Origin of the sequence: Parapedobacter brassicae (assembly GCF_051400755.1) — a bacterium.
Classification (GTDB): Bacteria; Bacteroidota; Bacteroidia; order Sphingobacteriales; family Sphingobacteriaceae; genus Parapedobacter.
Genome location: NZ_JBLFFL010000001.1, coordinates 321036 through 341554 on the forward strand (window position 1 = coordinate 321036; position 20519 = coordinate 341554).

At 52.2% G+C, this 20519-nt stretch carries 17 protein-coding genes; 3 read left to right on the plus strand and 14 right to left on the minus strand.

Features of this window, described 5'->3' with window-relative positions:
- Positions 1-6: 6 nt before the first annotated feature.
- The 4 genes from der to recJ are packed head-to-tail and all read right to left on the minus strand — an operon-like array spanning position 7 to position 5299.
- Positions 7-1308 (minus strand): ribosome biogenesis GTPase Der, encoded by a 1302-nt coding sequence (gene der, locus ACMGDE_RS01430; RefSeq protein WP_436830966.1) that lies wholly within the window; start codon positions 1306-1308, stop codon positions 7-9.
- 37 nt (positions 1309-1345) lie between these two features.
- Positions 1346-2863 (minus strand): GH3 auxin-responsive promoter family protein, encoded by a 1518-nt coding sequence (locus ACMGDE_RS01435; RefSeq protein WP_436831772.1) that lies wholly within the window; start codon positions 2861-2863, stop codon positions 1346-1348.
- Between the two features lies 1 nt (position 2864).
- Positions 2865-3599 (minus strand): LPS export ABC transporter ATP-binding protein, encoded by a 735-nt coding sequence (lptB, locus tag ACMGDE_RS01440; protein WP_436830967.1) that lies wholly within the window; start codon positions 3597-3599, stop codon positions 2865-2867.
- Positions 3596-5299, minus strand: coding sequence for a single-stranded-DNA-specific exonuclease RecJ (gene recJ / locus ACMGDE_RS01445; protein WP_436830968.1), 1704 nt, complete (start codon positions 5297-5299; stop codon positions 3596-3598). Before recJ ends, lptB begins: the two co-directional genes overlap by 4 nt.
- 66 nt (positions 5300-5365) lie before the next feature.
- Here recJ and ACMGDE_RS01450 point away from each other — a divergent pair, with 66 nt between their 5' ends.
- Positions 5366-6145, plus strand: coding sequence for an MBL fold metallo-hydrolase (locus ACMGDE_RS01450; protein ID WP_436830969.1), 780 nt, complete (start codon positions 5366-5368; stop codon positions 6143-6145).
- Positions 6146-6174: 29 nt separating this feature from the next.
- Entirely contained in the window at positions 6175-6372 is a 198-nt protein-coding gene (locus ACMGDE_RS01455) for a hypothetical protein (protein ID WP_436830970.1), read from the plus strand.
- A 23-nt stretch (positions 6373-6395) separates the two neighbouring features.
- Here ACMGDE_RS01455 and dinB read toward each other — a convergent pair whose 3' ends face one another.
- The 5 genes from dinB to ACMGDE_RS01480 form a co-directional block, all read right to left on the minus strand.
- Positions 6396-7544 carry a DNA polymerase IV gene (gene dinB, locus ACMGDE_RS01460; RefSeq protein ID WP_436830971.1) on the minus strand — a complete coding sequence of 383 codons (1149 nt, stop codon included), beginning with the start codon at positions 7542-7544 and terminating at the stop codon, positions 6396-6398.
- A 91-nt stretch (positions 7545-7635) separates the two neighbouring features.
- Positions 7636-8916, minus strand: coding sequence for an alkaline phosphatase family protein (locus tag ACMGDE_RS01465; protein ID WP_436830972.1), 1281 nt, complete (start codon positions 8914-8916; stop codon positions 7636-7638).
- A gap of 14 nt (positions 8917-8930) precedes the next feature.
- Positions 8931-9797 (minus strand): metallophosphoesterase family protein, encoded by an 867-nt coding sequence (locus ACMGDE_RS01470; RefSeq protein WP_436830973.1) that lies wholly within the window; start codon positions 9795-9797, stop codon positions 8931-8933.
- Between the two features lie 30 nt (positions 9798-9827).
- A complete protein-coding gene (locus ACMGDE_RS01475; RefSeq protein ID WP_436830974.1) occupies positions 9828-11633 on the minus strand; it encodes a RagB/SusD family nutrient uptake outer membrane protein in 1806 nt (601 codons plus the stop codon).
- Positions 11634-11665: 32 nt separating this feature from the next.
- Positions 11666-14941, minus strand: a complete 3276-nt coding sequence (locus tag ACMGDE_RS01480) for a SusC/RagA family TonB-linked outer membrane protein (RefSeq protein WP_436830975.1) — start codon at positions 14939-14941, stop codon at positions 11666-11668.
- Positions 14942-15128: 187 nt separating this feature from the next.
- On the opposite strand from ACMGDE_RS01480, the gene ACMGDE_RS01485 reads away from it, so the two are divergent.
- Positions 15129-15752: a TetR family transcriptional regulator gene (locus ACMGDE_RS01485; RefSeq protein ID WP_436830976.1), complete on the plus strand. Its 624-nt coding sequence runs from the start codon at positions 15129-15131 to the stop codon at positions 15750-15752.
- Here the strand turns inward: ACMGDE_RS01485 and ACMGDE_RS01490 are convergent.
- The 5 genes from ACMGDE_RS01490 to ACMGDE_RS01510 form a co-directional block, all read right to left on the minus strand.
- Positions 15708-15992 (minus strand): CBU_0592 family membrane protein, encoded by a 285-nt coding sequence (locus tag ACMGDE_RS01490; protein ID WP_436830977.1) that lies wholly within the window; start codon positions 15990-15992, stop codon positions 15708-15710. The two genes, ACMGDE_RS01485 and ACMGDE_RS01490, sit on opposite strands and share 45 nt — an antisense overlap.
- A 4-nt stretch (positions 15993-15996) precedes the next feature.
- The gene (locus ACMGDE_RS01495; RefSeq protein ID WP_436830978.1) at positions 15997-16596 is read right to left on the minus strand and encodes a YceI family protein; all 600 of its coding nucleotides are present in this window, start codon (positions 16594-16596) and stop codon (positions 15997-15999) included.
- Between the two features lie 179 nt (positions 16597-16775).
- Positions 16776-18248 carry a glycoside hydrolase family 183 protein gene (locus ACMGDE_RS01500; protein ID WP_436830979.1) on the minus strand — a complete coding sequence of 491 codons (1473 nt, stop codon included), beginning with the start codon at positions 18246-18248 and terminating at the stop codon, positions 16776-16778.
- Positions 18245-18655 (minus strand): DUF4945 domain-containing protein, encoded by a 411-nt coding sequence (locus ACMGDE_RS01505; protein WP_436830980.1) that lies wholly within the window; start codon positions 18653-18655, stop codon positions 18245-18247. Before ACMGDE_RS01505 ends, ACMGDE_RS01500 begins: the two co-directional genes overlap by 4 nt.
- A 104-nt stretch (positions 18656-18759) precedes the next feature.
- Positions 18760-20514, minus strand: coding sequence for a RagB/SusD family nutrient uptake outer membrane protein (locus ACMGDE_RS01510; protein ID WP_436830981.1), 1755 nt, complete (start codon positions 20512-20514; stop codon positions 18760-18762).
- Between the last annotated feature and the right edge of the window lie 5 nt (positions 20515-20519).

Below are 20519 nucleotides of genomic sequence, written 5' to 3' on the forward strand. Positions count from 1 at the left end.
ACGAATTTATTTCTGCCGGAAATACACCTCCACGGGCACCCCTTCAAAATCAAAGTTTTCGCGCAGCTTATTTTCTACGAAGCGCTTATAAGGCTCTTTAATGTACTGCGGCAGGTTGCAGAAAAAGGCAAACATCGGCGACTTGCCCCCTACCTGCGTGGCGTATTTGATTTTGATATACTTGCCCTTAGTAGCCGGAGGCGGATTATGTTCAATGATGGGCAGCATCACGTCATTCAACTTCGAGGTCGACACTTTCTTTACCTTATTTTCATACACCTTGGTCGCCGCCTCTATCGCTTTGAAAATCCGTTGTTTCTCGGTGACCGACGTGAAGACGATGGGCACATCGGTAAAAGGCGCAATTTTTTCACGGATCAGTTCCTCAAATACCTTGGTCGTCTTGTGGTTTTTCTCGATCAGGTCCCATTTGTTGACCAAAATGACGACCCCTTTGCGGTTCTTTTCGGCAAGGTGAAAAATATTGATGTCTTGCGCCTCTATCCCTTCGGTGGCATCCAGCATGAGGATCACCACATCCGATTCTTCCAATGCCTTGATGGTACGCATCACCGAGTAAAACTCGATATTCTCCTTCACCTTGGTCTTACGGCGCAGACCGGCGGTGTCAATGAGGATAAAATCGTGTCCGTATTGATTATAATGGATACCGATGGAATCGCGTGTGGTACCCGCTATGGGGGTCACGATGTTCCGATCTTTGCCGATGAGTGCATTGATCATGGAAGACTTGCCCACATTTGGCCTACCCACAATGGCATACTTCGGGCGTTCGTCTTCGTACTCCTCTTCCTGCTGGAAATGGGTCACCACCTCATCGAGCAGCTCACCCGTACCCGAACCGGTCATGGACGATATCGGGTAGATTTCGCCCAGTCCAAAGCTATAAAAAATGCTGGCCTCCTGCTGCAGTAGCGGGTGATCTACCTTATTGACGACTACAAATACCGGCTTTTTGCTGCGGCGCAGCACATCTGCAATGGCATCGTCCAGGTCGGTGATACCGGTGGTCACATCCACCAAAAAGAGGATGACAGACGCCTCCTCGATGGCGATGAGCACCTGCTCACGGATAGCCGATTCGAACACATCTTCGGACCCATGCACATACCCGCCGGTATCCACCACCGTAAATTTCTTTCCGATCCACTCGCCCTGTCCGTAATGCCGGTCGCGTGTCACCCCACTGAAGTCGTCCACGATCGCCTTGCGGCTTTCCGTCAGCCGGTTGTACAACGTGGATTTCCCCACGTTCGGCCGTCCTACTATTGCGATGATATTTGCCATAAGGCTACAAAGTTACGGATAAGGAACCGTAAAAGGCTTATGTTGCCTTCAGTTGCTTCAAAATATCGTCCAGGTAGGCACGCTCATTGGCCAGCCGCGGCACCTTATTTTGGCCGCCCAATTTTCCGCGCGACTTCATCCAGCGGTAGAAAGTTCCATCCGGCGCCAGGTGAATGATCGGGAAGCGCAGCGCCAGGTTGTTGAACCGCTTGGCATCATAATCCGAGTTGACTTCGCGCAACGTGGCATCCAATACCTTGCAGAAGGCATCGAAATCATCCGGCTGCACTTCAAACTCAATAACCCACTCATGCGCCCCCGCGTCATCTCCCTTGAAATAAACCGGACCGGCAGTGTAGTCGCGTATAGACGCCCCTGTCTCTGCGCAGGCCCGCTCCAGCGCATGATCAGCATTATCCACGATGAGTTCCTCGCCAAAGGTATTGATATACTGTTTGGTGCGCCCGGTAATCTGGATACGGTAAGGGTGCAGGCTGACAAACTTGATCGTATCGCCCAATAGGTAACGCCATAAACCCGCATTGGTGGAGATGATCAGCGCGTAGTTTTTACCGAGTTCCACCTCGTGGAGGCCCAGTGTCCGGGGATGTTCATCATGCAGGTTTTCCATCGGCAGAAACTCATAGTAAATGCCATAATCAAGCATGAGCAAAAGATCATCCGAATCCGATTGGTCCTGCAGGGCGAAATATCCTTCCGAGGCATTGTAATTTTCCAGGTAGTACATCTCGTCCGAAGGGATGAGCTTCTTGAACTGCTCGCGATAGGGCTTGAAACTGACCCCGCCATGGCTGTAAAATTCGAGGTTGGGCCATACCTCCAAGAGGTTTTCCTTGCCCGTGATTTCGAGGATACGCTTAGCCAGTACCACATTCCACGTCGGCACACCCGAGATGTTGGTCACGTTTTCCCGGATGGTCAGCTGGGCCACATTTTCAATTTTCTCCTCAAAATTAGGGTTCAGCGTCGTCTCCAGGTCGGGCGTCCGGTTAAATTCGGCCCAAAAAGGAAGGTTTCGGATGATGATAGACGACAAGTCGCCATAATACGAATCGGAGTTGAAGCTGTTGATCTGCGAACTTCCCCCTAAGATCACCGCCTTACCGGTCAGGATCTTCGTGTTGGGCCGGTTGTGACAGTACACCGAAAGCATGTCTTTGCCTCCTTGGAAATGGCAGTCTTCCAGCGCTTCTTCGCTTACGGGGATAAACTTGCTGCGATCTGCCGTTGTACCCGATGATTTGGCAAACCACTTGATGTCAGACGGCCACAGGACATTCTGTTCACCCTTGATCATCCGGTCGATATATGGTTTCAGGCTATTGTAGTCCTGTATGGGTACCCGTTCCTTGAAAATTTCAGGCGTAAGAATGGAGTTGTAATCGTACTTCTTCCCCCATTCCGTGGCCTCGGCCGTGGAGATAAGGCTTTGGAACCACTCTTCCTGCACCTCATGCGGATACTTCATGAAGAGCTCAATCTGGTGAATGCGCTTTTTCATGATCCACGTGAATATCGAATTGAAGAGGGCCATATTAAAGCTTCTTTCTTCGTAGCTCAAAATTGCGTCCCAGGTAAAACTTCCTGGCCATCTCATTCACGGCGATTTCCTCGGGCGTACCGGCAAGCATGATCTTGCCTTCGGTAAGCAGATAAGCCCGATCCGTTATCGATAGCGTTTCCTGCACGTTGTGGTCGGTGATCAGGATACCAATGTTGCGGTGCTTGAGTTTAGAAACGATGGTCTGGATCTCCTCTACCGCAATAGGGTCTACCCCTGCAAAGGGCTCATCCAGCAGGATGAAATGAGGGTTGGCGGCCAATGCCCGGGCAATTTCCGTACGGCGGCGTTCGCCGCCCGACAGCAGGTCGCCCCGATTCTTGCGCACCCGATTAAGGCTGAACTCCGCCAGCAGTTCCTCCAATTTCTCTTTTCGCTCGGCTTTATCCTTATAATGGATTTCCAATACCGCCATGATGTTATTTTCCACCGAAAGCTTGCGGAATACCGATGCCTCTTGCGCGAGGTAGCCAATGCCCCGTTGTGCCCTGCGGTACATCGGGTCTTCTGTGATCTCCTCGCCATCGAGGTATACATGGCCTTCATTGGGTTTGATGAGCCCTACAATCATGTAGAACGATGTCGTCTTGCCAGCACCATTCGGTCCCAGCAACCCTACGATCTCCCCCTGCGACACGTCAAACGACACGTCGTTTACCACCGTGCGCTGCCGATATTTCTTGATGAGGTGTTCTGCTTTTAAGATCATTGCAACCTAATGTCCTTTACATTCAATTGGATTCTCCGTTTATCACGCCATACATTCTCCTCGATGGCATAGCAGATATCAATGGGTTTGCCGCTGTTGACCAAGGCTGCATAGCTTCCCAGCCCGAATGCGATACAATCAAACGCGGCGGTACCCTCCTGCATCACGGTCATCTTGAGGTGGCTTCCACCCACCACCATGGCCTGTCCGCAGCTGTAAACCTGTTTGCTCAAAAACAATGGCGTTTCATTCTGCGGACCAAATGGCTCAAACTGCTGCAAAATACGGAAAAATTTGGCATTGATATCCGATAATCGCAGTACCGCATCGATCACGATCTCGCGCTCGAGCATACCCGGCAAGATACTGGCCGATACCACTTCTTCAAAACGCTGTTCAAACAGTGCCACATTTTCGGGCTTCATGGTGAGGCCCGCCGCGTATTTATGCCCGCCAAACTGGTCAAGCAGGTCGCTGCAAGCGCTCAGCGCTCCATACAGGTCAAATCCCACCACCGAGCGGGCGGAGCCTGATACGTGTCCGTTTGTTTGCGTGAGCACCACCGTGGGGCGGTAGTATTTCTCCGTCAGGCGGGTCGCCACGATGCCGATGACACCCTTATGCCAGTCGGGCCTGAATACCACGGTTGAGTTCCGCTGCTGCAACACCTCATCGCCATCGATGATGGCCAGCGCTTCCTCGGTGATGCGCAGGTCAAAATCCTTCCGCTGCGAATTTTGCTCATCGATGCTGCTGCTATACACCGCGGCTTCATGCAGCGACTTGGATATCAGCAGCTTCACCGCATCCTTGGCATGGTCTATCCTCCCCGCGGCATTGATACGCGGACCAATCTGAAAAACGATGTCATTGACCGTAAACCGGCCGCTCTTATGCGTCGATAGGTCGATGAGTGATTGCAGCCCGCAGCAAGGGTTGCTATTGAGCTTCTGTAGCCCAAAGTGCGCGAGTATCCGGTTTTCACCGGTGATCGGCACCATATCCGAAGCGATGCCCACGGCCACCAGATCCAGGTACTGATAGCACTGGTTGATGTCCATGTTGTTTTTCTGGATAAAGGCTTGGATGATCTTAAAGCCGATACCACACCCCGCCAGTTCCTTATACGGGTAAGCACAATCCGGGCGTTTGGGATCCAGCACCGCCACCGCCTCCGGCAGGCGATCGCCGGGGAGGTGATGGTCGCCGATGATAAAATCGATGCCGCGCTCGTTGGCGTAAGCGATCTTGTCCAGCGATTTGATGCCGCAATCCAACGCAATAATGAGTGTAAAACCGTTTTCCGCGGCATAGTCAATGCCCTGGGTGGATATGCCATACCCCTCGGCATAGCGGTCGGGCAGGTAAAACTCCAGCCGGGAGTGAAACTGCCTGAAAAAACTGTACACCACCGCCACGGCGGTGGTACCATCCACGTCATAGTCGCCATAGACCAACACCTTCTCCTTATTGCCTATTGCCCGCTCGATACGGTCGATCGCCCGGTCCATATCGCGCATGAGGAATGGATCGTGCAGCAATGACAGATCCGGACGGAAAAACCGACGGGCATACTCGAAGCTTTCCACGCCCCGATTCACCAGCAAATCAGCCAGCACAGCTTCTACGCCTAGTTCCCCACGGAGCCGTTGCGATGCCGCCAGGTTGCTACAAGAAGCGATTGCCCATCTTTTTTGCATATGTTTCCTCTATGAAAAGGCAAATTTATCTAAGTTTGTGCACTACGAAGCGGTAAAGATAAAAACATGCAGGCACATTCCTTATTCGAAGGTTCATTTTCCGTCGATTCATCCAAAAAGTTCGTTCCGTTTGACGCCTCCAAAGACAGTAAAAAAGACCGTCCGGGATCGCTATTCATCCATGTACACCCATTCCTGGTCGAGTCCGGGGACGGGCTGCTGCTCCTCGATACCGGCATCGGTTTCGCCGACGATGATGGCGACCTGCAATTGCATGACAACATCCGCAAGGCAGGGTTCGACCCCGCAGACGTGCGGTACGTGCTGCTCTCTCATTTGCATAAAGACCATGCAGGCGGCATGGTGGCAGACAGCAACGGGCGGCTCCGCCTAGCCTTCCCCGATGCAGAGTACGTGGTGCAAGCGGGCGAATGGGAGGATGCCTACAGCGGCAAGTCCGATTCGTACCGAACCGAGATTTTTGACGTCCTCCAGCGGAGCGGCAACTTGCTGCTCGTGTCGGGAGATGGGGTGTTGACCAATGAGATTCGTTACGAGCTATCGGGCGGCCACACGCCCCACCATCAGGTATTCCATATCCACAGCGGCGGCGAGCACTACTTCTTCGGCGGCGACGAAGCGCCCGAGCCCGAACAATTTTTCCGGCAGTTTGCCGCCAAATACGATTACGACGGCCGCAAGTCCATGGCCCTGCGCCAGCAGTACTGGGAGCAAGGCAGCATTGAAGGCTGGATCTTCCTCATGTACCATTCCACCAACATCGCCATTGGCCGGCCAGAGCCGAAAGAAAATGGCGATTACCGGCTGATGGATGCCACAGCGTAAAACTGCATCATGCCGGACATCGTCATCTATTGGAAGCATGGGCAGTAGATGGAGGCGTGCATGGGGGCCAACGCCAAACGGCGGTGCATCATCGGGTAGTCAGCTGGCTATCAGGGTGCGGTCACCTTACTGTAAGGGTGCGAAAAACACCCGGCGGACAGCCAGTTGACAGCAGGCAGGAAGCCAATTCACGCGCGGCGGTCTGGCAGCGGTCCGGCAGCAGATAGGCCGGCGTCGGTGTAAATAGTCTTTACATTACCCCCCGCTTTACCGCATCGGTCCCATACCTCATCCGGATACGGTCCATCGCCGTCATCAGATTGATCTCTTCCACCGTATCATGAAATAAATCGATCTGCAAATCCCCGGAAATGAGGTGCGAAAGCTTCACCCCGACCAACCGGATCAGCATCCTGCCCGCATACAGCTTGGCAAACAGGGCCATGACCCTGGCGAAGATAGCCCGCTCAGAATGGGTATACGGCATGCGGGTCTGCATGGTATGCGTATCGAAATCGCTGTATCTGATTTTCAGGGTCACACAGCCTGCGAGCTTCTGGTGCCGCCGCAAGTCGAAAGCCAGCTCATCCACCATGCCGATCAGCGTCCGTTTCAAGCGATCCATATCCATGGTATCTTCATGAAACGTCGTCTCTGTGGATACGCTCTTTTGCTCGCGGAACGGGACAACCGGGCTGCTGTCGATGCCGTTTGCTTTCTTCCAGATACCAACCCCGTTTTCACCCAATACCTTTTTGAGGTTGTCTAGCTCCAGCTGCTGAAGCATGTGGATATGGGTGATGCCCAGATGGCGCAGCCGGGCGGCGGCTTTATCGCCCACCATCGGGATCTTGTCGACGGTCAACGGCGCCAGGAACGCTTTTTCAAGGCCGGCATCTATTTTACGTTCCCCACAGGGTTTGGCTTCCCCGGTGGCAATCTTGCTCACCGTTTTGCTCGTCGAAAGCCCGAATGACACCGGCAATCCCGTCTCCCGCATGATGCGCTGCCGCAGTTCGCGCGTCCATTTCCAGCAGCCGAAAAACCGGTCCATCCCCGTGATGTCGAGATAGTGTTCGTCAATGGATGCCTTTTCCACAACGGGCGCGCAGCGCTCGATGATTTCGGTAACCATGTTCGAATACTGGCTGTATAGGTCATGACTACCCTTTACCACCACCGCGTGGGGGCACAATCGTAGTGCCTGCTTCACCGGCATGGCCGAATGCACGCCGTACCGCCGGGCTTCGTACGAACAGGAAGCCACCACTCCCCTGCCGCTGCTGCCGCCTACCAATACCGGCTTGCCCAGCAGTTCGCGATTGCGCAGGCGCTCCACCGATACGAAGAAGGTATCCAGGTCGCAATGCACAATGTGCCGTTCGCTGCAGTCTTTCATTGTCTAAACTTCAATGAAAGACAAAATTACTAAAATAATTAGTTATTCCCCGATACTCCGCTGACAAAATTTGGCAGGTGCCGAAACGCTGTTATCGTGCCTTCTCGGCTTTATCCATCCACCGACTACTGGTATGCAGGTCAGATTCCAATACGACCTTATAAAAGTCCGACGGGTACTGGCTGATGTCCAGTGTTGCATTCCCATCGGCCAACGCCACTTCTCCCAACGAGATGTATTCATCTTTTCCACCGGTTTTGTGATTGTTGGTTGTGCTAAGCCATACCGTCAGCGCTCCGTCTGCTTTGAAGGGTTTCCACGCCAGTTGCAAGCTGTCTCCCGCCACCGTTGCCTGGGTAAACCGGTGGGACACCTCGCCTGACAAGGGAATACCGTCCCACTCAAACCGGTATTCGCGCGGTGCTTCTACGTCGAGGAAACGCAATACCGTGGGCAGCAAATCCACTGCGGCCGGCTCGTCTTCGCGGAAATGGACGTTCAGGTTTTTATCATTGGTGGCCAGCCAGATGCCGCGCTCGCGGGGGGTCTGTCCGCCATGGTGGAAGCCTTTGTCGTCGCGACCATGATCGGTCACGATATACACCAGCCAATCTTCGTTGAATGTTTTCTCGCGGTATTGGACGGCTTGCCACAGCCGCCCCACTTGGTTGTCGGCTTTGACCACAGCGCTGTCCATCTGTGGACTATCGCCGTAGCCGTGACCGATGTTGTCGGTGTACTGCAGGTATACCCATGAGAGATCCGGCGCGTCTTGGCGGATGGATTGAGCGGCTTCTTTCGATACATGCTCGTCGATCAGGTCGTAGAAGACGCCTTTCGGATCGTGGGGAAATGCCACGGTATCCAGCTCATACCCGTCCTTGTAAAAATCCATCTTGATGTTGCCGGTTTCGGGCTTCCCTTCTCCGATGAGCTTCGTGCGGTTATCCTCCCAAGTGGAATAGATTCCGATCTTCTTTTCGGGATGCTGTTGCTTGAGGTACCAGAAGAAGGTGGGATAATGGTAGTTGATGGAGTCGATTGCATTATCCCACACATTGTGCTTGTGGGTCCACGTACCGGTGATAAAGTGCGTATAGCATACGGCGGAAATCGTGGGCGACTGCGAGTATCCATCTTTTTCGCCGCCGGTATATGCACGTGCATAGCCGCCTACGGCCGCAATGCTGTCTATCCACGGGGTGTTTACCCGCTCGATGACATCGGCTGGAATGCCATCTACAATGGCAAACAGCACCTTCCGTTGCCGCTGCTCGGATGATTGTTGCTGACAGGCGCTGAAGGTAATCAGCACCAGCAATATCCCCAGGATCGATGTCCGCTGACGCGGCAAATCATAACATCTCATCATCGTTTCTTTTGTTGTTATTTGTTTACCTGATCGACTGTCCACCCGTAATCAACATATTCCCAGTTGAAGTCATCGCCATCGGTCGTGACCTTCAGATAGCCTTCTTCCGTACCGTGGAAGGATCCGCTCCACCAGCTGGCACTGATGGCTCCCGCGGTGATGAACTGTACGCCTTTCACGTTGATTTCTTCGTAGAGGTGCTGATGGCCCTGGAGCACGAGCTTCAGCTTGTGGCCGCTGAACAGGTCAAACGCCTGCTTCTGGTTCACGAAGGTATCGGTATCTGTGTACCGTCCTTCCAATACCGGATAGTACAGCGACAGGAAGGGCACGTGCGTGGATACGATGATGGGTTGCTCGGCGGGGGTACTGGCCAGTACCGACTGGAGCCATTGGAACTGCGCATCGCTAAGGCAATAGTTGCCGTCGCATACTTCGGTGCTGTTGAGCACGATGAACCGCCATCCTTTGTGGTCGAAGGTATAATAGGTATCGCCAAAGAAGGACTTAAACAGGGTCTCTCCATAAGCACCGCCCTTATCGCCGTCGCCCCAGTACCGGTCGTGGTTGCCGATGGTGTAGTACCATTTCAGCGAAGAGGTGCCGATCATGTCTTTATATTCCTGGTAGAGCTGTACGGCATCGGCTCGCCGGTCGGCTTTCATGCCATCCACATCTACATTGTCGCCCCCGGTCATCACGAAATCCACTCCGGTCGACCCCACGTGCTCAATGGCCATCTTCAAGCCGTCAAAGGTCTTTGCCTTCGGATTTTTATTCATGTGAAGATCCGTAAAGAATGCAAAGGAGAATTTTTCCTGTGCGAGGCCGCTGTAGGCCAGCGTCAGTAAAACGAGTAAGGAACTGAACTGTTTTTTCATGTTTCATGTAGTTTTTTAATGGTCTGATCGTTATTCCCAATCAAATAGCTGCTGTAGGTTCGGATTCAGCAAGACCTGCTGCTGAGGTACCGGCCGGTAATAATACTTGGGTTCCACAAAGATGCCGGAATTCTCAATGATCAGCAAATTACCTGAGGTCGCGCCACCCAGGAAGATGGATACATCCTGCCCGAACGTACCTGCGCGGTAGTAGGCCATGGTCACCCCAAGACTATTCTCCTTACGGTCCGCCGGGATGGTCTGTGATGCGGGCAGCAATACGATGTCCGGCACATCGTCTCCCGTCAGGTCATGTTCGCCCAAGCGGGAGAAATAAATGCCTTGCGGCTCTTGCTCCAGAAACTTACCGATCCCCCAGCGCATCAGGTCATCGTGGCGGCGCCCTTCGAAGGCCAGTTCCACCCGCCGCTCCCGGCGGATCTCGTAAATCTCCGCGCGTTGCGTAGACGTCACGTTCGAGAACTTGGCTGCTTTTACCGGATCGATGGCCGGATTAAGCGTCATATGAGGCATGCCAGCCCGGTCGCGCAGCAGGTTGATGGACATATCCAGATCAGCCTGCGTCAGCTCACCCAACTCGGCTTTAGCCTCGGCATAGGTCAACAGGACTTCGGCAAAGCGATACAGCGGCACATCCATGTTATTCCGCTCGTCTTGATTGGTAGTATTGTAAAAACCTTTAAGCTGATGGTAGCCGGAGAAGTTTTTAGCCAATTGTTGCACATACAGGCCCGCCCCCTGCGCGTACGTGCCCGAGCGCGACAGCACCCACCCCGGATAGGCATAGGTCTGATACAGCCGGGGGTCGCGATCTTCGAACTCCGCGACAAACTCGTTTTGCTGGTAGTTGGGCTGACTGCTATAATAGCTGCCATCGGCCATCAGGTAGGTCTGCACCAGGTCTTTGAGCGGGTAGGTCTCATAATTGCCAAACACCCCCTCCCCGCTGTCCCCGTTCAGCAGGTTCGCCTCGTAGTAGCGGGCAAAAATAATCTCAGGATTGCCGCCCAGGTTCTGGCTTTTGAATAGGGTGCCGTAGTCCTCCATGGGATTGCCGGTGGAGTATAAGCTGAATGGACCGTTATCCATGATATCCCGGGCAACGGCAGCTGCCTGTTGCAGCAAGGCCGCGGCGCTACCCTCCAGATTCAATTCAGGGTGGTACATCCGGTAGGTGCCTTCATGCAGCAGGAAACGGGCGTAGTCGGCCTTGACCACCCAGCGGTTCACCGCTCCCTGCGACGAGGAGGCATCTACGTTATTGGCGGCAAACTCATAGTCGGCCAACAAGTTGCCGACCACGGTCTCACGCGGGTCGCGACTGCCGAACAACACGTCTTCGTTATCCGTCGTGACCACCACGTCGACCCAGGGGACATCCGAATACCGCTTGACCTTGTCGGCGTAAAACCGGGCGCGGAAAAACCGGGCCAGCCCCTCGAAATGGGCCAGGCGTTCTTCAGCAATAGCGGCATTCCTGAAATTCTCCAAGAAGAAATTGATATTACGCAGCGGTCCCCAACTCCATCCGCCGGTGATCGTAGACGAACTGGGTGTGGTGGTCATGATGGTTTTCAGCTCCACATTCCCCGTGGAATACGCGTTGTCCGTCAGCGTATAAGCCTCGTCGGTATAGATGCCCGTGGAAGGAAAATCATATAGGTTATAGATGGCCAGGTTCAGGTCTTCTTCGGTATTGAAGAAACTTTCCCGGCCAATGGACGTTTCCGGCAGTTTATCCAGAAAGCCATCGTTACAAGCACTGACGGAGGCCGCTAGCAGCACCACAACCGCCCAGTTGGAAAATCTTTTCATGATCGGATTGATGATATGCATGATCGATAATATTAAAACATAATGTTAACGCCGAACGAATAACTCCGCTGGAAAGGATAGGTCATCCCGTTGCCCTCCCCGCTTCCCGTCCCAGTGGCCGGGTTGGTGTTGATACTCGCATTGGTGGTTTCCGGATCGAAGTGCTTCTTGATCTCGGAAAACTCCAGTACGTTTTCCCCGGTGGCAAATACCCGCAGGCTGCTGATCCCCGCACGCTCGGTAAACTGCCTGGGCAGCGTGTAGCCCACTGTGAGGTTTTTCAGCCGGAGGTAAGCCCCGTTCAGCAGGTGGCCGGTATTGGGTATGGCCATCCCCATCGACTGGTCGATGCGGGTACCCAGGTTCACGTCGGCCAGCCAGGATTGCAAGACGGGGAAGCGCGCATCGTGGTTCGGATCGGCCAGACCCAGCGCCAGGTACGATTGGGAATGCTTGGCGCGTTCTTCCGGGCTATCGCCTTCGCCACGGTAGAAATCAAGCAGGTGCTCATACATATTGCCATAAGGCTGTTGGTAAGCACCCCAATACAAGAAGTGCATGGGATAATAGTCCCGCTTGCCTACCCCCTGCCAGAACATACGCACGTCGAAATTCTTCCAGTTCATATTCACATCCAAGCCGAAACGGAAACGTTCGGTAGCGTTGCCGATGACCGAGAGGTCTTTGGTATCGCCCAGGGTATAGCCCTTTTCGATCGCACCGTTGCCGTCCAGGTCTTTAAACTTCGGCCATCCCGGCACGATCTGGAGCGCTCCCCACGGGATAATGGAAGTTTCATCCAGTTGGGCGATTTCCTCCGTGGTCTGAAACAGGCCATCATACTGCAACCCCCAGATTTCGCCCATGTCCATGCCCTCGTAATATTGGGTAATGCTGCCGTTCGGATTATCAAAGCGGGTAATGGTACTCCTGGAGTCAGACAGCACAAAACGTGTTTCCAAGCTGAAAGGCGAACCACCCACCGTGTAGTTATCCCGGTAACCCAGCGAGAGCTCCCAACCCCGTGTCCGCAAGTCTGCCGCATTCTCCCTGGGCTCGCTTGCGCCCAGGATATCCGGCAAGTCCCTGCCCAGGGTGAGCATGCCCAGCGTATGACGGGTGTACTGATCAACGACCACACTGAATCGATCCTGAAGAAAGCCCAGGTCTACCCCAAAGTTGAGCGTATTGACCTTCTCCCAGGTATAATTAGGCGATACGAGCGCCGGTGTAGAGATACCGAAAGGGCGCTCGCCGCCGATGAGGTAGTCCGTCTGGAAGGTAGACATGGATGGAATATACCCGTAGTTGGACACCGCTTGATTGCCCAGGGAACCATAAGAAGCACGGAGTTTCAGGTTGCTGACGACACTGCGGGCACCCTCCATAAACGACTCCTGATCCACCCGCCACGCCACAGACCCGGATGGGAAGAACCCGAAGCGCTTGTCTTTCGGAAAGCGGGAAGAACCGTCATACCGACCGTTGAGCTCCAGGATGTAGCGGTCGTCATAGATATAGTTGAGTCGATAAAACGCGCCGCGCAGTGCATAGGTATCGATGAGCTCCGTACCGCTGGCATCCCCGGTAGCCAACCCAATGGTGGGGAATGAGCTGGAGATTAATCCCGTCCGGGTTACCTCAAATAGCTCACGCCGGTAATCTTCCTGGCTGTAACCCAGTATAGCGGTAAAGGCGTGTCGGTCAATGTCCTTGCTGAGGGTGCCGTAGATATTGAACACCCGGTAATAATCGAATATGCCCCTCCTGGAAGCGGCGTTATCGCCCTCTTCCCGCACATCATCAGGCCCGAACCCGATCAGGTAGGCGGTCCGATAGGAATTGTAGTTCTCGCTGGTTTTGCGGTAGGTATAATCAGCATTCACCCGTAAGAGCCGATCCCAGAACGACAGTTCGGTCGTAAACTGGGTCTGCAGCTGTTCCAAGCGGTTGGTCGTCTCTCCGCCGTCCACGATTCCCGCCGCAGCGCGGCCCACCGGTGAATTGGCCCACGTACCGTCCGGATTGACATCGTAATAGGTAGGAAACATATTGTATATGCCAAATACATCCAGCCGGCTGGGCGATTCCCGCAGCGTATTGCTCATAGAGGTATTGTTGCCCACCTTGATCCAATCGGCCAATTGGTAGTCTACCTTAGCGCGCAGGCTATAGCGATCAAAATAGTCCTGGCCCAGCGTCAGGGCACTGTTCTGCCGGTTGTAGCCACCGGATAGGTAATAACGCACCTCGTTGTTTTCGCTCACCCCGCTGATGGCCAAGTCATGGTTGTGGCTGAAGTTGTAGTCATCAAAAAAGTAACGGGTCCAGTCACGGTCGCCCATATACTCCCACAGGGTCTCGTCAGACGGGTTGACCCGCACACCGGGTACGCTGGGGTCATCCGACCGCTGCCTGGCATATTCGTAGAACTGGTCATTATAGTTCACGTTGTCCCAAGGGGTATTGTCTGTAGACGCTTCCAACAGACGGGAAAACACATAAGGGTCCGTAATCATCTCCGGTATCACCGTAGGGGTATTCCACGTGAAGTTATTGGAATAGCTCACGTTGGTGCCGCCCTGTGTGCCCGTCTTGGTGGTGATGAGGATCACCCCGAATGCGGCACGCGCACCATAGATGGCAGCCGCAGAGGCATCTTTGACCACGGATATGCTGGCAATGTCCTGGGGCGCGATCAGGTTCAGTTCCGCTGAACTGGATTGCACCCCGTCAATCAAAATCAAGGGATCGCCTCCATTGATCGAGGTGATGCCGCGGATATTGATATTCGCGGCCGCTCCCGGTGCACCCGAGTTGAACCGGATATTCAAGTTGGGGATCAGCCCCTGCAAGCCCTGGGAAACATTGGCAATTGGCCGATTCACCAACGCCTTGGTATCCACGTAGTCCACCGCACCCGATAGGTTCACTTTTTTCTGCGTACCGTACCCCACGACCACCACTTCCGAAAGACTGGAGGCATCCTGCTCGAGCACCAGATCATAGTGCTCCTGGTCGGTCACTTCAAATTCCTGCGCCAGATAACCCACCATCGTCAGCCGTAGCCGCTCACCCGGCACAGCCGGCAGGCTGAAACGGCCCTCCTCATCGGTAGTGGTGCCGCCGGGTTTGCCAACCACGGCAATGCTGACGCCCGATAAGGGCAGTCCCTCTGCATCGTGGATCGTACCACTGACGCGTTGCTGCCAAGCCCCGGCAAGTGTCAACGCATCGCGCCCCAGCGCCGAGGCAGCACCCGAACCCATGGAAATAAACACTCCATGCATCAGGCAAATCGCTAACATTATTGATTTACGTTTGAATAGACTAATCATCTTCAATAATTGTTTGTAGGTTATCCGCTCCAAAGGAAAGATGAATATATTAAGTTTACATTAGCCAATTGTTATTTTTATAAACTGAATGTTCATTCAATAAAAACACAATTGTATACATCAAAGATTACTAATATTTTCGTCAAAAAAAACACACATGGGAAGAAAGAGCTTAAAAGAAAGCCGACAGTTGGAAATCGTAAAGGTATTCTACAAAGTAGCTAAGAAAGAGGGTCTCGAGAATACCTCTATCGCCAAGATCGCCAAGGTGATGGATATCAACCCCAGCCTCGTCATCCACTATTTCCAAACCAAGGAAGAGCTCACCTATGCGTTGATCGACTATATTTTAGATAAGTACCTGCTGATATACAAGGTAAGCAAGGATAGCCAGGTGCCGCTCCGGGAGGCGCTGGTCACCGTTATCGACGATCTGTTTTCAAAGAAATGGAACAAGCTGTTTGACGACGGGTTGTTTTACAGCTGCTATGCGTTGACTTTCCGGGAGCGGAAGGCAAAAACCATGTATAAAAGTCTATCGGATTCACTAAGGGAGCGGCTGGCCTCGCTCATCCAGCGATGCAAACAAGCTAAACTGATCACGGTCAGCGATCCGCGCCGTACAGCCGACCTGATCTTTGCGCTGGTAGACGGGGCTTACTTCTACCTCAGCCTGGCCGGTGACGCAAAGGCGTTTGATCTGAAGATTGCCGATTATAAGACGGAAGCTTACCGGCTACTGGGCATCCGTGATGTTGCGCTTTTTGCGCAGGCCACGTAATTTCTTGGCATATCGGAATATCCCGAATACCGCAATCAGCACCCACACGATGTTAGCGGCGATATTGGGACCATCGTTGAAATAGATCGCACTGATGACCAACCCCAAGCCACCGATGGCATTCAGCACTTGGTAAAGTGCGCCATCGAAGCGGATCATCCGGGTATTCAGCAGCAAATAGGCTACGGTACAGAAAATAAATCCCAGCCATCCGATCGCCGTAATCGCTGATGCCGCCATCGCTTTACTTAGCCGCCACGATTTCGATCGCTAACAGGAACTCATCCGAGATCGCCCGGTCGCCGAGGTCGCTGAAGAAATTTCCCGAGCGGTACTTGATATCGAACTTTGTGCGATCGATCTTAATGCCCGTGGCCGTAGCGTGCACCCCACTAGCCGATTGATGCACCACTGCTGGAAATGTGATCGATTTGGTAATGCCTTTGATGGTCAAATCGCCCGTAATCGTCGCATCACTACCCGAGCCGCCAACTTTGGTGATCTTAAAGGTGGCTTCGGGAAACTTGGGCGCATCAAAAAAGTCTTCACTTTTCAGGTGGTCGGCCAGCTTGGTGGCGCGACCGCCCTCCAAATCCGTCACGGCGATACTGTTGATGGCCGCCGTAAAACTACCTCCGGTGAGCGTACCGCCGACAGCGGCCAACTCACCTTTGCTGATGTTGATGGTTCCGGTGTGCTTGCCACCAGCTACATTCTGCCCGGTCCAACTAATCCTGGATTTGCTGGTATCGACCTTGAAAACATCGGCCGCAGAGGGACTAAACGCGTAAAGCGCAAAAATGGCAGCAATGGCCAATACTGATGAGGTGACGGTCTTTTTCATAACTTCTATTTTGTTGCTTCAAACTTAGATAAAGTTGCTTCGAAATGCAAACTTTAATCACATGAGATAAAAAAGCAACGTTATTCGCTGCAGTCTGCTTCCATAGGTGCTCATGAATGCTACGCATTTATCGATCTCTCCTCTGCCATTGAGAGACAACTTTTATAGAGGAAATATAGCTAACGGTTCGCTTGATCGCGTGCGTTGACCTGTATTTTTTTATTGGGCGAAAAACTACCCATATCCGCTAATTCAGCCTTCATCAGGAAGACATTGTACGGCATCCACATGGACATCAGGAAGTACAGGTGATCGCCGGTCGCAGATAATGGATGGAAGTAAGAGCCATACAGTTGAGGATAATCCTCACCCGATGCCAATTCATCAGGTTCGCTCCACGGCCCGGTAATATCCGCAGCCGTGCGCATGGTTATTTGATACCGGTCGGCATTGAAATAGGCGATTATCCATTTTTCATGCGTATCGTTATAGATGAAAGACAGCTCACCCACCTTATCGGCTATTAAGACGGTAGCCTTACGTTCATCACCTCTTACCCATTGATCGGCTGTGCTGTTCCAGTATTCATAATTACTCCGATTTTCGATATCGGACTCCCTGAAACGGGCCAGGTATGCAGGGCTATCCCGCCCGGGCTGCGTACCCATCATATATACATAACCATCTTTCTTGAAATAACCACCCTGCCCGAAATTACTGGCTGACGAGAATACCACATCCTCACATCTCGTCCAAGTCTGGCCGTTATCAACCGATTTGTACATCCCCGAATAGTTAGTCACCCATCCTGTCCATGATTTGATGTTAAAGTAATGCACATAATCCGCCCCATTGGCGCGGATAGCTGCCGTAGGAATGGATGTCCAGTCGCCGTTGCCCGACTGGTCTTTCGCGCCGTAGACAATTTCGCGGGCATTTCCGCTGTTATCGGTAGCCATACCGCTCAGGGATAGTCCGTCTTCCAGCTGCTCATCCGCTGAAAATGCCAACACATTGCTGCGCCAGCTACCGCCATTAGGTCCCGGATTCGCCGGATTGGGCACAAAATCGAGTCCGTATGTGTCGCCGAAAAAAACACCATACTTCCCATGTTCCATTTCCCATATCACACCAAGGTCAGTTCCGCCCACATTCCATGCCGTTGCCGTATTGTTCGGACTCGGAAAAGATTCGCCTGCCATTGCTCTTCCGGTCACTCGGGCTATACGGCTGACATTTCGGATAAAAAACCCCCAACGGTTGTCGACACTCAAGGAAAGGTCTTTCGACTCCTTTCCATCATGGTAATGAGCGGTCAGCACTAACTTGAAAGACTCGGGATCCGATGATTGAATCGTATAGGTAAACACATAGGGTGATGAAAGTTCCTGCCGGTTTATGTTGACCGAATAATGATCTGCTCCGCTTTTCTTGACCGCTATGTAAGCGATGGCATCAAGATCATGGAAACGTAAAACGGCAGATACCGCCTTGGTATCCTTGTCCGGAATAAGGTTTGTTTCCGACGATATGATCTCATCTGCCGGAATATAACCCTTATTGTTGCCATCGTCGCTGCACGACGTTAACAGGCCCAGATAACAACCAAAAGCTATCAATACGCTATAATTTTCAATGTATCCCAAATTCATTCGATCTCCAAAATCTGACCTTGCGAATAGACCCTATCCGGCTTACCTGTTTCCCTTGCCTCGTCCGTCAGGTATCCCGCTAGCTTTACTACAAATCTATACGTTTTACTGGGATCGATTGCAATATCGCGAGACGTACCTTCAGCCCCCACAATGATGATTTCCCTGTAAATATCATTCTCTACTTTTTGTATGCTTATCTCCAACGGTCTCCTAAATGCAGGAGATATATCAGCGGGTATTTCCCACGTCAATTGCACGATGTCTCCCTCCTTGGTGTAATTTAAATTTTCGACGACGGGCAACGCGTGGTCAAAATCCTTATGATCGATAATGCCCCTATCGTAACAACCTGTAAACAAGGCAGCGGTGACTGCTATAAATAGCACATGAACTAAATTTTTCATCTGTATATAATTTGTTTTTTAACGGTGATGAAGCTATCAGATTTATTCATTCCCCCTGTGTGATCGAATAAATCATGATGGTTTCATAACCTATAATTTTACGATTAATACCCCGGATTTTGTGTGTAATTCCCTTTTGCCCAGTTGATTTGGGCTTGTGGTATTGGGAAATATTCGTCGCGCCCAGCAGTAAAGCGTGCGATATCCATCCATGAAAACCTGGTTTTTTCAACGGCAAAATAGTCGTTCATGGTTTTCTCCAAAATGCCCCACCGCTGCAGGTCAAAGAAACGACGCCCTTCACCGGCCATCTCCAGCCGATTTTCCCATTGCAATGCTTTCCACGCGAACGCTTTATCCCACGTACAGTTTACCCCCGGCTGGTATGGTTCGATGTGATAATTCAATATAGGCGATCCGTCTTTTTTCAGCAAACGGGCCGTGCTATTTGCTGCACGCTGACGAACCTTATTGATCAACCCAAGAGATTCGTCCACCCGATCCAGTTGGATCAGCACTTCCGCTTTCCACAATAATACCTCATCGTACCGGATCATCCGTTTATTCATCGAATTGAACTGCCATCCGTCATATAATAAACAGTTACAATCCGGAGGCACCAATTCTTTGATGGATTTCAGGTAACCGTATTCCTCACCGTTCCGGATTCCGGCGGTTTCAAATAATAAGTCGGGGTCATATTTCCAGGGTTGTCCGGGGGCGACCGCCGTGTGGCTGAAACGCGGATCGAATGTATTCTGACCAAAAAACACCTCATCTCCATCTGCATAGCTGCCATTATTGTAGGTATCAAACAGCGGTAATCCGTCAGGTCCGGTTTTGAAGGCGTTTGCCATCGAATAGCTGATTTGATGAAATCCGCAGCATTGGAACCCGCCCCACTGAAACGGATGGTTCAGTCCCTCACTTCTGTTTATTTTACCACCTGTAGAACTACCATCGTCAATGGAATACTGTATTTCCCAAATCGATTCTTTCGTATTGTTATCAAAAGCGATATCAAAGTTCTCCGCGAAATCAGCTTGCAGACCAACCTTTGCGCCTTCCTGATCGGTCAGCTTATTCAGGTAAGTCAAGGCTTCATCCAACCGCTCTTTGTTGATGTTCACCACAGCATGCCGGTCATCCTGCTCGTACGCCATAAACATCAGTGTCCTCGCCACCATAGCTGTCGCAGCGTTCTTGTCTATCCTTCCTTTCTCTGGCTGGATTGCGGGCAAAAGCTCTTCCGCTTTTTTGAAGTCAGCCAGAATCCGCTCCCACAAATATTGATCATTGGGTTGATCCCTGTCTCTGTTGGGGACCGCTTCAAATTCCACTGAAGTACCCACCACATTTTCGTCGATGTAGGGGATGTATTTGAAAAATTGTTTCAGCCTGAAATGGGTAAATGTCCGGATAAATGTCACCTCACCAAGCCGGGCATTTTTTTGCGGAAAATCTTCTTCCGTAATATTTTGCAGCTTTTGTATCGCGGTATTGCACCGCTGTATGACCTGATAAGACACATACCAAGGAAAATCGAGCGGCCAGCCGTTTGGCGTTACACCGACGAATGTCTCCATAAAATGCCAGCCATCACCGTCCCACGTTCCACCGCCGCCCTTGTAGGAATCGTCAGAACGCAATGAACCGGTCCACCAAGGAGAGAAAGGAGAATCCCAGGAGGGAATATCCGTCATCCGGGCATAAGCCGCAGTCACAAAACCTTCCATGTCGCTCGGTTTTGTCAGTAATGATTCGTCCAATACCTGTTTCGGTGGCACATTCAGCGAATCGGCACAGCTAGTCGCGGTCAATACGACAGCAGAAATTATGATGAATTTAAGCTTTTTCATAACAA